Here is a 14046-nt window from a genome sequence, read left to right as displayed (position 1 = left end):
GCTGTCTTCCGGCCCTGCGCTTGGTTAACCTTCCTCTTTTCGGTAATGACAGGAATGGCTATGGCTTTTGACTGGACCAGTATTGCCCTGGGCCTCGCGGGGGCCGCAGTGCCGCTATTGGCCGTGTGCTGGCAGCTCCAGCGGCGGTTGGTCGCGCGCATGGCCGGTTGGGAATTGCTCGAAGAGCGCCTGGCCACCGCGCAACTGGCCCAGGAAGGCCTCGCGGCTCAACTGGATGCCAGCCGCGACGAGATCAGCGACCTGAGCCAAGCCAATGCCGCCAAGCAAGCTGACCTGGCTGCCGTGCGCCGCGAAGTCGAGTTGTTGCAGATCGATCGCGACAACGCCCGTGACGCCGCCCACGCCTGGAACCTCGACCGCAGCGCCAAGGAAACCGAACTGCGCCGTCTCGACGCTTTGTCGGCTGCCCTGCGCGCCGAACTGCGCGAGCAGCAGGACAGCCATCAGCAGCGCCTCGCTGATCTACAGGGTTCGCGAGATGAGCTGCGCGCGCAGTTCGCCGAACTGGCCGGCAAGATCTTCGACGAGCGCGAGCAGCGCTTTGCCGAAACCAGCCAGGAACGTCTGGGCCAGTTGCTCGATCCACTCAAGGAGCGCATCCAGTCCTTCGAAAAACGCGTCGAAGAAAGCTATCAGAACGAGGCCCGCGAACGCTTTTCCCTGGCCAAGGAGCTTGAGCGCCTGCAACAACTGAACCTGCGTCTGTCGGACGAAGCGACAAACCTGACCCGCGCCCTCAAGGGCCAGAAAACCCAGGGTAACTGGGGTGAGCTGATCCTTGAGCGCGTGCTGGAGCATGCCGGCCTGGAGAAGGGCCGCGAGTACCAGACCCAGGTCAGCCTCAAGGGCCCGGACGGCGAGCGCTTCCAGCCGGACGTGCTGATCATGTTGCCCGGCGATAAGCAGGTGGTGGTGGACTCCAAGGTCAGCCTGACGGCCTATCAACAATACGTGGCGGCGGATGACGAGGTGATTGGCCAGGCGGCGTTGAAGCAGCATGTGCTGTCCCTGCGCAATCACGTCAAGGGCTTGGCCGGCAAGGATTACAAACGCCTGGAAGGCTTGCACAGCCTGGATTTCGTCTTGCTGTTCGTGCCGATCGAAGCGGCGTTTTCAGCGGCATTGCAGGCCGAGCCGAACCTGTTCCAGGAGGCATTCGACCGCCATATTGTCATCGTCAGCCCCACCACCTTGCTCGCCACCCTGCGGGTGATCGACAGCCTGTGGAAGCAGGAGCGCCAGAGCCAGAACGCGCGGGAAATCGCCGAGCGTGCCGGCTGGCTTTACGACAAGTTCGTACTGTTCATCCAGGACCTGGACGAAGTGGGGAGTCGGTTGCAGCAGTTGGACAAGGCTTACAGTGCAGCGCGCAATAAGCTGACAGATGGGCGCGGCAATCTGGTCAGTCGCACCGAGCAGTTAAGATTGCTCGGTGCCCGCGCCAGCAAAAGCCTGCCGGCGGATTTGCTGGAGCGCGCGATGACCGACTCCGACGGCGTAGCGCACCTTCCCGAATAAACGTCATCCGAAATGTGGGAGGGGGCTTGCTCCCGATGGCGTGGGATCAGGCACGGAGGGTGTGACTGAGGCTCCGCTATCGGGAGCAAGCCCCCGCCACATTTTTAAAGCGGCAAATGCCGACTCAGCAACGCCCGCAACGCCGCCGGCTTCACCGGCTTGGCCAAGTAATCCAGCCCCGCTGCATGCACCTCGGCCACCATTTCCGGGCGGCCGTCGGCGCTGATGACCACACCGGGAATCGGTTCTGCCAACTGCGCCCGTAGCCAGCCCATCAGCTCGGTGCCGGTTTCGCCGTGGTCCAAGTGGTAATCCACCAACGCCAGTTGCGGGCGTATGCCCTCGGCCAGGAGCGCCGCGCATTGCGCCTGGTCGGTGGCGGTCCAGACCTCACAGCCCCAGCGGGTCAGCAGGCTGCGCATGCCGATCAGGATGCTTTCTTCGTTATCCACGCACAGCACTTGCGCGCCGCTCAATGGCAGGCCACTTTCCTGCGGCACCTTGACCTGCGGGCTGGTCTGGATGCGCGCCAGTGGCACGCGCACACTGAACACGCTGCCCTTGCCCGGCCATGAGCGCACGCTGAGGCGATGGCCCAGCACGCGGCACAGTCCGTCAGCGATCGCCAGGCCCAGGCCCAGGCCTTTTTCCGCGCGGGTCTGGTGGCTGTCCAGGCGCTTGAATTCTTCGAAGATCACCTGCTGTTTATCCAGCGGGATGCCAGGGCCGCGGTCCCAGACCTCCAGGCACAGTTCGCCCTGGCGTCGACGTACGCCCAGCAGCACCGGGCCGTCGGCATAACGGAAGGCATTGGTGAGGAAATTCTGCAGGATCCTGCGCAGCAACTTGATATCACTGTCGACCCGCAAGCGACTGCCGCGCAGGCGGAAGCGCAAGCCTTGTTCCTGCGCCAACGCCTTGAATTCGGCGCCCAGTGTGTCGAACAGCTCGTTGAGTACAAAGGGTTGGCGCTGCGGATTGATCTTGCCGTTTTCCAAGCGCGAAATATCCAACAGGTCGCTGATCAGGTCTTCGGCCGAACGCAGCGAACTGTCCAGGTGCTGCACCAGTTGCCGGGCTTCGTTCGACAGGCCGTCGTTCTGGTGGGAAAGGGCGGCTGAGAACAGGCGTGCGGCATTCAACGGTTGCATCAGGTCATGGCTGACAGCCGCCAGGAAGCGGGTCTTCGACTGGCTGGCGGACTCGGCCGCGCCCTTGGCATCGGTCAGTGCCACATTGAGTTGCGACAGCTCATGGGTGCGCTCGGTGACCCGCCGCTCCAGGCCCTCATTGGCCTCGGTCAATGCCTGCTCGGCTTCGCGGAACGCGGTGATGTCGGTGAAGCTCATGACAAAGCCGCCGCCCGGCATCGGGTTGCCGATCAACTCGATCACTCGCCCATTCGGGAACAGGCGCTCTGAGGTGTGCGCGCGGCCCTGGCGCATCCAGTGCAGGCGGCGGGCCACGTGGACCTCGGCTTCACCTGGCCCGCACAGGCCGCGTTCGGCGTTGTAGCGAATGATGTCGGCAATCGGTCGGCCGACGCTGATCAAGCCTTCGGGGTAGTTGAACAGTTCCAGGTAACGGCGGTTCCAGGCCACCAGCTTGAGTGACTGGTCTACCACGCTGATGCCTTGGGTGATGTTTTCGATCGCGCCTTGCAGCAAGGCCCGGTTGAACTGCAACACCTCGGAGGCTTCGTCGGCGATCCGCACGACGTCTTCCAGCTGCATTTCCCGGCCTTCAATGGCCGCTTTCACCACCGCACGTGTCGAAGACGCACCGAGTACACCGGCCAACAGACGCTCGGTGTGCGCGATCCAATCGTTGTCGGCATTCTGGTTGGGGTTGAAGCCCTTGCCTTGGCGATAGGCAAAGCGGATAAAACTCTGCTGGGCGCGTTCCTCGCCGACAAAGCGTGCCGCGAGGCTGAGCAGGTCGCTGATCTGTACCGACAGCATCGAGCGGGCGCTGGCGCGCTGGCTGGTTTCCTGGCCGATGAAGCGCCCGGCCTGCCAGTGCTCGGAGACGCGTGTACGCGACAGCATCGAAACCCAGACGAACAAGGTGAAATTACCCGCCAGGGAGAACACGGTGCCCAGGGTCAGCGATGTGACCGAGAAGCCCAGTGGGTGCGAATGCAGCCAGGTCAAGCCAGGGAATAGGCTGAAGGACCAGCCGAGACTTTTCGCTGTAACCGGTAGGACCAAGGTGTAGAACCACAGGAACGTACCGGCCGCCAAGCCGGCAAACACCCCCCGCCGGTTGGCCTGCTTCCAATACAGTGCGCCAAGCATGGCGGGTGCCAGTTGGGTCACGGCGGCGAAGGCGATCTGGCCGATGGTCGCCAGGCTCGCCGTGGAGCCGAGCAGGCGATAGCTGACGTAGGCCAGCAACAGGATGATCACAATGCTGACCCGACGTACCGACAGCATCCAGTGGCGGAACACTTCGAAAGGGCGCTCGGCACTGGAGCGGCGCAATAACCAGGGCAGCAGCATGTCGTTGGAGACCATGGTCGATAACGCGATGCTGGCGACAATCACCATGCCGGTGGCGGCCGATGCACCGCCGATAAAGGCGAGTACGGCAAGGGCCGGATGGGCTTCGGCCAAGGGCAGGCTGATCACATAAGAGTCGGGCAGCACCGAACCGGGCAGGAGCATTTTGCCGCCCAGGGCAATCGGCACGACAAACAGCGCGGCAAGGATCAGGTAGGCGGGGAATACCCATTTGGCCAGGCGTAGATCCTGAGGGTCGATGTTTTCCACCACGGTGACGTGAAACTGCCGCGGCAGGCAGATGATGGCCATCATGGCCACGCCGGTCTGCACCACCATCGAAGGCCAGTTGACGGTTTCTTTCCAGTATTCCTCCAAGCGGGGCGCGAGCATCGCCTGGCTGAACAGGTCGCCGAAACCGTCGTACAGGCCGTAAGTGACAAACGCGCCGACGGCGAGAAACGCGAACAGCTTGACCAACGACTCAAAGGCAATCGCCAGCACCATGCCGCGGTGGTGTTCGGTGGCGTCGAGGTTGCGGGTACCGAATACGATAGTGAACAGCGCGAGCACCAGTGACACGATCAACGCGGTGTCCTGGGCGCGGGTGCCGGTGGTGTCGGCGCCCGAGCCGATCAGCAGGTTCACGCCCAGCACAATGCCTTTGAGCTGCAGGGCGATATAGGGCAGTACGCCCACCAGGCAGATCAGCGCGACCACCACGGCCAGCGATTGGGATTTGCCGTAGCGAGCGGCGATAAAGTCGGCGATGGAGGTGATGTTTTCCTGCTTGCTGATCAGCACCATCTTTTGCAGGACCCACGGTGCAAACACAAGCAATAGCACCGGCCCCAGGTAGATCGGTAAAAATGCCCACAGTTGTTCGGCGGCCTGGCCTACGGCGCCGAAGAACGTCCAACTGGTGCAATACACGGCCAGCGACAGGCTATAGACCCACGCGCGCATACGCGGTGGCAGCGGCGCGTGGCGGCGGTCACCGTAAAAAGCGATGGCAAACATAATGGCCATATAGGCCAGGGCAACGGCGGCGATCAGCCCGCTGGACAGCGTCATGGTAACTCCGGACAGAAGAACACCCAGGCATTCCGGGCCCGGTTGGACAGTCTCGCATGATGCATGGGGTTAGTCAGTGTCGACCAAGGTCGTGTGGGATCTTATGTCGCATGCCCGCTGATGCTGCTGGTACAAAGCGCGCACTTACCTCGGTGGCAGGGTTTTCTGGCGCAGGATGTAGATCGTCACCAGCACGGCGCTGGTCAGCATGAAGCCGCGCGCCCAGGGCAGGGGGACCAGGTAGCAGGAGAAACCGATGCTCAACCACATCAGGCCGATGGCGTAGACCTTGCCCTTGAGCGGGATGCCATTGCCGTCGAGATAGTCGCGAATCCAAGGGCCCAGGCGCGGGTGCTCCACCAGCCAGCGGTAGAAACGCGGGGAGCTGCGTGCGAAGCAGGCGGCGGCGAGCAGGAGAAAGGGCGTGGTCGGCAAGACCGGCAGGAAAATACCGATGACCCCCAGCGCCACGCTCAACCAGCCGATGGCCAGCAGCACGTAGCGCAGGAGCAACGAGCGGTTGCCCATGGGTGTCACGGGCAAACGACTCAGTGGTGGCGTGGCTTGAGGATCGCCGGTTTTTCGTCAGGGGCGTTGCACAGCAGGTACAGGGCGGTGAGCGCTTCCGGAATCTGTACGATCATGTCGTCCATCAGGTTGGCGTCGGCGGCGATGTCGGAGAACTCCGGCTGGTCGTCGAACAGGCCCGAACCGACCATGATGGGCAGCAGCATTTCGCTGACTTCTTCCTCTGCGGTTTCGAACCAGGCGGCTTCACGCAGGAATACGCCTTCCATGAAGCCGATGCACCAGCCGCGCAGGTCGGAGTCGTCTGGCTCTTCGCCCAGGTCGAGGTCACACGGCAGTTCGAACTCTTCATCGGAGGCCAGTTGGCGACCGATGTGGGCCTTCAGGGCCACCAGGGTGGCTTCGATTTCTTCACGCTGGGCGGCGTCGGCGTAGTGCGGCTCTTCGGCGAACAAGGCGTCGATCCACTCACGGTCCGGCACGATGTCGGAGGAGATCGACAAGGCGGTCAGGTAGCCGTGGGCGGCCACATAGTCCAGCGCCTCGTCATGCAGCTCATCGGCGTCGAGGAAGGCTTGCAGGCGGGTTAGTTGCTCAGCGAAGGACATTGAAGGACTACCTTGGGAATAAACGATGCTGAATTCTAGGCTTTCTTGAGCGCCCAGGCCAGCCGCACTGCATATTTGCCAGGTTTTAGAGACGGACGTCTATTCGTCAGTCGCGCCCTTTGCCGGATGACCCTCGGGTATACTGCCGCGTTTTGTGATGCCCCGCAGGCCAGGCACCAGGCCGAGAAAACTTCGTTTACGGATTATTTTCCGTGAAGCCGCGTTTTTTCGGCCAGCCTGTACTGAGGGTTTCGGCACTTTTTTGGAGTTTTACATGCTCGAGCAGGCTCAACGCGTCCTCAAGGACATCTTCGGCTACGACAGTTTTCGTGGCCGCCAGGGTGCGATCATTGAGCGCGTGGCCAGTGGCGGTGATGCCCTGGTCCTGATGCCTACCGGCGGCGGCAAGTCGTTGTGTTTCCAGGTGCCCGCCTTGCTGCGTAACGGCCTGGCCGTGGTGGTGTCGCCGTTGATTGCGTTGATGGACGACCAGGTGGCGACCCTGGAGGAACTCGGTGTGGCGGCCGCGTCATTGAACTCCACCCTCAGCGCCGAACAGCAGCGCGACCTGGCCGCGCGCATCAAGCGCGGCGAAGTGAAAATGCTCTACCTCGCCCCAGAGCGCCTGGTGCAGCCACGCATGCTGGCCTTCCTGCAAAGCCTGGAAATCGCCCTGTTCGCCATCGACGAAGCCCACTGCGTTTCGCAATGGGGGCACGATTTCCGTCGCGAATACCTGCAATTGGGCCAGTTGGCGGAGTTGTTCCCCGACGTCCCGCGTATCGCGCTGACCGCCACCGCCGACAAGCGCACCCGCGAAGAGATTGTCGAGCGCCTGCATTTACAGAATGCCGAGCGCTTCCTGTCGAGCTTCGACCGACCGAATATTTTCTACCGCATCGTGCCCAAGGAGCAGCCACGCAAGCAGTTGCTGGCGTTCCTGTCCGAGCGGCGCAGCGATGCGGGCATTGTCTATTGCCTGTCGCGCAAGAAAGTCGATGAAGTGGCCGCCTTCCTGTGCGAGCAGGGTTACCCGGCGCTGCCGTACCACGCCGGCCTGCCCAATGAAACGCGCTCCGCCCACCAGAAACGCTTCCTCAACGAGGAAGGCCTGATCATGGTGGCAACCATCGCCTTCGGCATGGGGATCGACAAGTCCAACGTGCGCTTCGTGGCGCATATGGACCTGCCCAAGTCCCTCGAGGCTTACTACCAGGAAACCGGGCGTGCCGGCCGTGACGGGCTGCCAGCGGATGCCTGGATGGTCTATGGCCTGCAAGACGTGGTGATGCTCAAGCAGATGCTGCAGAACTCCGAGGGTGACGAACGCCACAAGCGCCTGGAACAGCACAAGCTCGACGCCATGTTGTCGCTGTGCGAAGAGACGCGCTGCCGCCGCCAGACCCTGTTGGCGTACTTCGACGAAGACATGCCCGAGCCGTGCGGTCACTGTGACAATTGCGTCGACGGCGTACAGACCTGGGACGCCACCGAACCGGCACGCCAGGGGTTGTCAGCGATCTACCGTACTGGCCAGCGTTATGGCGTGGGCCATCTGGTGGACGTATTGCTGGGCAAAGACAACGAAAAAGTGCGCAGCTTCGGTCACGAAAAACTCTCGGTCTATGGCGTCGGCAAGGCACGGGCCGAAGGCGAGTGGCGTTCACTGTTCCGACAGATGGTCGCGCGCGGCCTGGTTGATATCGACATCGAGGGCTACGGCGGCCTGCGCCTGAACGACAGTTGCCGGCCGCTGCTCAAGGGCGAAGTGAGCCTGGAACTGCGTCGCGACCTCAAGCCGCAAACCACCGCCAAGAGCAGCACCAGCCAGGCCAGCCAACTGGTGCGTGGCGAAGAACGCGAGCAGTGGGAAGCCTTGCGCACCCTGCGGCGCAAACTGGCGCAGGAACACAGCGTGCCGCCTTACGTCATCTTCCCCGACTCGACCCTGTTGGAGATGCTGCGCGAGCAACCCACCACCCTGGCCGAGATGGCCCGGGTCAGCGGCGTGGGGGCGCGCAAGCTGGAGCGTTATGGCCAAGCCTTCCTCGAAGTGCTCGGCGGCCAGGCCGAGGCGCCAAAGGAAGTCGCCGATATTCGCCATGAATTGATCAGCCTGGCACGCGCCGGCATGACCCCGATTCAGATCGCCGGCCAACTGCAATGTTCGGAGAAAAACGTCTACACCCTCTTGGCTGAATCCATCGGCAAGCAACAGTTGTCCCTGGAGCAGGCCCTTGATTTGCCGGAAGATTTGCTCGGCGAAATCCAAGACGCCTTCCTCGATGGAGAAGGCGAATTGCCAGCCGTTTCGGAGATTGCGCCGCTGTTTACCGGGCGTGTGCCTGAGGGTGTTTTGTACTGTGTTCGGGCGGCATTGCAGTCGGAATTCGAAATTTAGTGTGCCAATTACGACAATGTAACGAATCAGTACATAGCAGACCTTGCCTACTGACATGGCTCATGCTTAGCTGACTAATAATTAGCCATACTTTATTTTCAGTCTAACCCATGAGTTTTTTATGCCGTTAACCGATCAACACCGTTTTGGCATGCAGTTGGCGCAAATGTCCCGAGGTTGGCGCGCCGAGCTGGACCGCCGTCTGGCCGGGCTGGGCTTGTCCCAGGCGCGCTGGCTGGTGCTGTTGCACCTGGCTCGTTTCGAAGAAGCACCGACGCAACGCGAGTTGGCGCAAAGCGTCGGCGTGGAAGGCCCGACCCTGGCACGTTTGCTCGATAGCCTGGAAGGCCAGGGCCTGGTGCAGCGCCAGGCCGTGGTGGAAGACCGTCGTGCCAAGCGTATCCTGCTATGCGATAGCGCCCGCCCCTTGATCGAGCAGATCGAGACCATTGCCACTGCCTTGCGTCATGAACTGTTCGTGGGCGTGGATGAAGAAGATATGCGCGTGTGCATGCGCGTGCATGGGCATATCCTGGCGAATCTGGAAAAGTCCTGACACGGCTGGATCCAGGGCGTGTTGTGGCGAGTGAGTGTGTACCCTCGCCACAACACGCCGGCTCCTGCGGTTGATGCGTCAGAACGTCTGCCCCAGGTTCAAGTAAACCGCCTGCTGACTATCATCATTGAACCCATAGCTGAAGTTCAGTGGCCCCAATGGCGTATCAAACCCGAGGAAAATACTCGCGGCATTGATATAGCCGCTGTCGAATTCATTGTCGTTGTTCCACGCCCGGCCCCGTTCCAGGGAGGCGCCCAGGTACAGCGGGAAATCCAGTGGCAGGTATGAGCGCGGCGTCAGGCGGCGGTAGTACACCGCCCGCATCAAGCTGATGTTCTGCCCCGAAATCGCATCCTGGCGAAAGCCCGACAATTGCCGCGCCCCGCCGAGCAGAAAGCTGGAAATCACCACATCCGAGTTATCCAGGGTCCGCCCGTAGCGCCCGCCCAGCACCAGGGTGTCGGGGCCGCTGCTCATGGCCTTGTCCAGCTTGAATTCCCATTGCCGGTAACGCTGGTCCGAGCCCAGCCCCGGCTCGAATTCCCGGAATGCCAGGCCGATGTCTTCACCGCTGTGCGGGAAGTACACGTTGTCGAGGGAGTCGAAGGAGTACTTCAACTCATAGAAGCCTTCGCTGAAGCTCACGCTCGGCAGGTCTCGGTCGCCGATGCGCACATCGGCCTTGCCCCAGGCCTCGCCGACACCGAAGCGGATCTCACCGCTGTTGCCGATCTGCCGCCCGACATTCAACCCGAAACCATAGCGTTCCAGGCGGTATTCGGAGATGGGGTCGTTGTCCAGGATCAGCTCGACGTTCTGCGCCTGGGCACTCAGATAGGGGGCGACGAAGTAACGTGAGCCGGTGTCCATCGGCTGGTAGAACTCGCTGTACAGTTCCTGCCGGTCGCCGATCTGCACCCGCGTCAGCCATTCTGCGCCGAGGCGGTTGATGCCGTTCATACGGTAGCTGGCGCCGAGGTTGAAAGCGCTGTCGCCGCGCATGTCGTCCGACAGGTTCAGGCCCAGGCGCAGGTAATCGGTGCCGCTGCGTTTGCCGCGCGCGCTGATCACCAGGGTATTGTCGTGGCCTTTCTTGACCACGCGGTATTGCACCTGCTCGAAGTAGTCCAGGCCGTACAAGGTGCCCATGTCCGTTTGCAGGCGGCCCAGGTTCAGCGGCTCACCCAGGGGTTGGCGGATGTAGTAGCGGATCACGTCATCGCTGACTTTCGAGTCGTTCTCCACCGTGATGGCGGTGATTACCGGCGTGCGTTCGCCCGGAGTGCGCGCAGCGACCAGTTCCGGGTCGATCGGTTCGGCAGGGCGCAGGTGGGCCAGGCGCACGTCGAGGGCGCGGGTGGCGCGGTAGCCGGCGTCGATCATGTCCTTGGCGCGGCCGAAGTCCGTCACGCCGTAGGCGGCCAGTGGTGGTTGGATCAGCACATCCTTGGGGTGCAGGGCCTTGAGTTGTTCTTCGGAGTTACGTCGGGTCATCAGGGTGATGGACTGGTTGAGCACATCCACCACCGTGGCCAGTTGCTTGCGCGAGCGCAGCGGCGTGCCGATGTCGACCACGATGGCGATGTCGACACCCATCTCCCGCGCCACGTCCAGGGGGATGTTGTCGGTCATGCCGCCGTCCACCAGCAGCCGGCCATCCAACTCGACCGGGGCGAACACGGCCGGGATCGACATGCTGGCGCGGATCACCTGGGGCAGGTGGCCCTTGCGGAACACCACTTTTTCGCCAGTGGTGATGTCCGTGGCTACGGCGCGGAACGGGATGGGGAGCTTGTCGAAATTGCGGATGTTACTGGTGTGGGCAAACATGCTTTCCAGCAGCAGCGCCAGGTTCTGTCCCTGGATCACCCCGAGGGGCAGGCCCAGGCTGCCGTCATCGCGGAAACTGAGCTTCTGCTTGACCAGGAAGTCCCGGTCATCCTGCTTGCGCCGGAACGGCACATCCTCGCGAGGCGGCGCGTCGGAGAGGGCTTGCTGCCAGTCGATGCCCAGTGCCAGTTTTTCCAGTTCGTCGATCTTGTAACCCGACGCATACAGCCCACCGATCACCGCCCCCATGCTGGTACCCGCAATCGCATCGATATGAATCCCCTGTTCCTCCAGGGCCTTGAGCACGCCGATATGGGCCAGGCCGCGCGCGGCGCCACCGGACAGTACCAGGCCGATTTTCGGGCGCGGCGCGTCGGCGGCGTGGGCGAGGAGGGGGAGAAGGCACAGGAACAGGCAGGACAGCAGGCGGCGCATCATGAATCTCGAGGCTGGGCGATAAAGGCCGGTATTATAGCCACTCGACCCTCCGAGCCCGTTACGCCAGGAACCTGTCAAGTTATGTCCGTCAGCAAACCCGAAATCGTCATCACCTACTGCACCCAGTGCCAATGGCTGCTTCGCGCCGCATGGCTGGCCCAGGAGCTGCTGAGCACCTTTGCCGATGACCTGGGCAAAGTGTCGCTGGCGCCCGCCACGGGAGGGGCGTTTCGCATCACCTGCGACGGCGTGCAGATCTGGGAGCGCAAGGCCGATGGCGGCTTCCCGGAGGCCAAGGTACTCAAGCAGCGTGTGCGCGACCAGATCGACCCGCAGCGTGACCTGGGGCACAACGATCGTACGCAGTAAAGGTCACCGTCCTGGCAGGATAGTGACCCACTGCCGCGTGCCTACTTGGCAGCCATCTGGTTCTTGATGAAGCCCACGATCCACGCCAGCACCAGGCCACCGATGCCACCGCCGACAATATTGCTGCCGACCGCCGCCACATCCAGTGCTTCGCCACCGGAGGTGCCCGTCAGTACGGAGGCCAACTGGCCCAGCATCAGGCCGCCGACTCCGCCAAGAAGGGTATTGAGCCCGGTGCCCAGGCTCTGCTTGGTCATGCCGGCCAGATTACCGCCGACGGCACCGCTGATGATCTGAATCAGCAAGCTGATGAGTGTTTCCATGATGCAGCTCCTGCATAGCGTTAATGGCGTGACCACTCGCTTGCAGCAACTTCAAAGGGCATGGCTGTCGTCGAGGAGTCTTTATCCGTTGAACGACGACAGACTGTTGCGGATGGGCAAAGTATAGATCAGGCCGTCGCTGCCGGCTGTTTGGCCTGGCTGGCACTGCCCATCAGGCCGGAGAGGACGATGGCGACAATGATCAGCGCGCCGCCCAGCAGCATGCGCAAGGTCGGGGTTTCGGCGAACAGCAGCCACGCCACCGTGATGCCATAGACCGGTTCCATGGCGAACACCACCGAGGCGGTGCGCGCCTTGATCACCGCGAGGCTGGCGACAAACAGGCTGTGGGCCAACCCGGTACAGAACACCCCAAGCAGCCCGATCCACAGCCAGTCCATGGCCCGCACATCCGCCAGCCCCGGTGCCGCCACGGGCAACAGGCACACGGCGACCACCACGTTCTGGCACAGCGCCGCCTGTACCGCCGGAATCCGTCCGGAGCTGGCGCGGTTGTTCAGCGACAGCAAGGAAAACAGCAGCCCCGAGACAATCCCCCACAGCAGGCCGCCCGTGGCTTCGCTGGCGAGGTTGAAGTCTGGCGTGACCAGCACCAGGCCGACGGTCACCAGCGCGACCAGCAGCACTTCATTGGCGCGGATCCGCTCGCGGAAGATCAAGCCCTCGAGGATCACAGTGAACGCCGGGAATGCGGTAAACCCCAGGGTTGCCACCGCGACGCCAGCAACCTTGACCGCCATGAAGAACGTCACCCAATGTGCGGCCAGCAACACGCCACTGACCAGCAGCCGGCGCCAGTCGCGCATTTGCAACGTCTTCCAGGGGGCGTTGCTGGCGAAGCGCGCGAAGACCGCCAGGGCCAACACCGCAAACGCGGCGCGGCCGAACACGATGATGGCCGGCGAGGCGGCCGCCAGCTTGCCGAATACGCCGGTGAGGCCAAACATCAGTGCGCCGATATGCAGGGCGCCGAGGGCTGAACGGGGAGTCATTGCGATCCTTGAACCAACGGGGTGACAGGATCGCAGTCTAGAGGGTGGACGGTACGGGTGTCTGTCGTGCGGCTCGCGATTTTTAGCGCAGGACTCGCGTGTGCACCGAACGCCGCAAGGCGCCGGGGGATGCGCCGAACTCACGCAACATTGCCGCGGCAAACGCACTCTGCGAGGCATAGCCGACGCGTGCGGCGATCTCGCCGATGGGCAGCGGGGTGTCGCGCAGCAGGCCCAGTGCCCTGTGCAGGCGACGGCTGCGGATATAGTCCATGGGCGTCTGCCCGCACTCGGCCATGAATCGCGCATGCAGGCGCGCCACCGAGAGGTCGGCGATGCGCGCCAGGTCAGCGACCTGCAGGGGATGGGCGGCGTGCCGCTCGATATGGGCATTGAACGCGGCGTAGGGCAGGCGCCGGCCCGGCGTGAGGGGCGCCTGCGGATGATTGAGGCTGGCGAGTAACAACACCGCGCCTTGCTGGGCGATCAGCGGGTCACTCACCGGGCTGTGCGCCAGCCATTGCACCAACTGGTGTTGCCGGGTATCCAGGCTCAGGCGGGCCGGTTGATCGAGCAGGCGGCGGCTGGCATCGGCATGCTCGCCCAACGATTGCAGCACCCAGTGTTCGGTGGGCACGTCGAGCACCAGGCAGCGGCTGCCATCGCGGCTGCCGCAGGCGTGATGCGCAGAGAAGGGCAGCACCATCACACTGCTCTCATGCACCTGGCTGCCACGGCCATCGACTTCCAGGTCCAAATGGCCGGACAGGCCGAACACCAGCTGCGCGTGGTCATGGCTGTGGGCAATGGGCGCTTCGAGGTAGTGGCGGAGCGTGAGGGACGGTTGCATCGCGGTCTCCTGG

General features: G+C 62.9%; 11 protein-coding genes. 4 read left to right on the top strand and 7 right to left on the bottom strand.

The annotated features are described in order from the left end of the window. The first annotated feature begins 174 nt into the window (after nt 1–174). Nucleotides 175–1539 carry a DNA recombination protein RmuC gene (locus ACODSV_RS05775; RefSeq protein WP_168233204.1) on the top strand — a complete coding sequence of 455 codons (1365 nt, stop codon included), beginning with the start codon at nt 175–177 and terminating at the stop codon, nt 1537–1539. Nucleotides 1540–1643: 104 nt separating this feature from the next. On the opposite strand, the gene ACODSV_RS05770 is transcribed toward ACODSV_RS05775, so the two are convergent. From ACODSV_RS05770 to ACODSV_RS05760, 3 genes are all read right to left on the bottom strand, one after another. Further along, the gene (locus ACODSV_RS05770; protein ID WP_024076747.1) at nt 1644–5114 is read right to left on the bottom strand and encodes a hybrid sensor histidine kinase/response regulator; all 3471 of its coding nucleotides are present in this window, start codon (nt 5112–5114) and stop codon (nt 1644–1646) included. Between the two features lie 144 nt (nt 5115–5258). Next, a complete protein-coding gene (locus ACODSV_RS05765) occupies nt 5259–5642 on the bottom strand; it encodes a YbaN family protein (RefSeq protein ID WP_041160992.1) in 384 nt (127 codons plus the stop codon). Between the two features lie 20 nt (nt 5643–5662). Further along, nucleotides 5663–6250 (bottom strand): UPF0149 family protein, encoded by a 588-nt coding sequence (locus ACODSV_RS05760; protein WP_024076745.1) that lies wholly within the window; start codon nt 6248–6250, stop codon nt 5663–5665. A 274-nt stretch (nt 6251–6524) separates the two neighbouring features. On the opposite strand from ACODSV_RS05760, the gene recQ reads away from it, so the two are divergent. Both recQ and ACODSV_RS05750 read left to right on the top strand, forming a co-directional pair. Beyond that, nucleotides 6525–8651, top strand: a complete 2127-nt coding sequence (gene recQ, locus ACODSV_RS05755; protein ID WP_024076744.1) for a DNA helicase RecQ — start codon at nt 6525–6527, stop codon at nt 8649–8651. A gap of 121 nt (nt 8652–8772) precedes the next feature. Beyond that, a complete protein-coding gene (locus ACODSV_RS05750; RefSeq protein WP_024076743.1) occupies nt 8773–9207 on the top strand; it encodes a MarR family transcriptional regulator in 435 nt (144 codons plus the stop codon). Between the two features lie 78 nt (nt 9208–9285). Here ACODSV_RS05750 and ACODSV_RS05745 read toward each other — a convergent pair whose 3' ends face one another. Beyond that, nucleotides 9286–11475, bottom strand: a complete 2190-nt coding sequence (locus ACODSV_RS05745; protein ID WP_069076751.1) for a patatin-like phospholipase family protein — start codon at nt 11473–11475, stop codon at nt 9286–9288. 84 nt (nt 11476–11559) lie between these two features. On the opposite strand from ACODSV_RS05745, the gene ACODSV_RS05740 reads away from it, so the two are divergent. Continuing rightward, nucleotides 11560–11847, top strand: coding sequence for an Rdx family protein (locus tag ACODSV_RS05740; RefSeq protein WP_024076741.1), 288 nt, complete (start codon nt 11560–11562; stop codon nt 11845–11847). Nucleotides 11848–11888: 41 nt separating this feature from the next. Here ACODSV_RS05740 and ACODSV_RS05735 read toward each other — a convergent pair whose 3' ends face one another. The 3 genes from ACODSV_RS05735 to ACODSV_RS05725 form a co-directional block, all read right to left on the bottom strand. Further along, nucleotides 11889–12170 carry a hypothetical protein gene (locus tag ACODSV_RS05735; RefSeq protein WP_150054293.1) on the bottom strand — a complete coding sequence of 94 codons (282 nt, stop codon included), beginning with the start codon at nt 12168–12170 and terminating at the stop codon, nt 11889–11891. Between the two features lie 128 nt (nt 12171–12298). Continuing rightward, the gene (locus ACODSV_RS05730) at nt 12299–13183 is read right to left on the bottom strand and encodes a DMT family transporter (RefSeq protein WP_024076738.1); all 885 of its coding nucleotides are present in this window, start codon (nt 13181–13183) and stop codon (nt 12299–12301) included. Between the two features lie 82 nt (nt 13184–13265). After that, nucleotides 13266–14033 carry an AraC family transcriptional regulator gene (locus ACODSV_RS05725; protein ID WP_150054292.1) on the bottom strand — a complete coding sequence of 256 codons (768 nt, stop codon included), beginning with the start codon at nt 14031–14033 and terminating at the stop codon, nt 13266–13268. Nucleotides 14034–14046: the final 13 nt, after the last annotated feature.

It is taken from the genome of Pseudomonas sp. FG86 (assembly GCF_057808775.1).
Note: the sequence above shows the minus strand (reverse complement) of the source record. Positions and strands in the feature narration are given on the sequence as shown.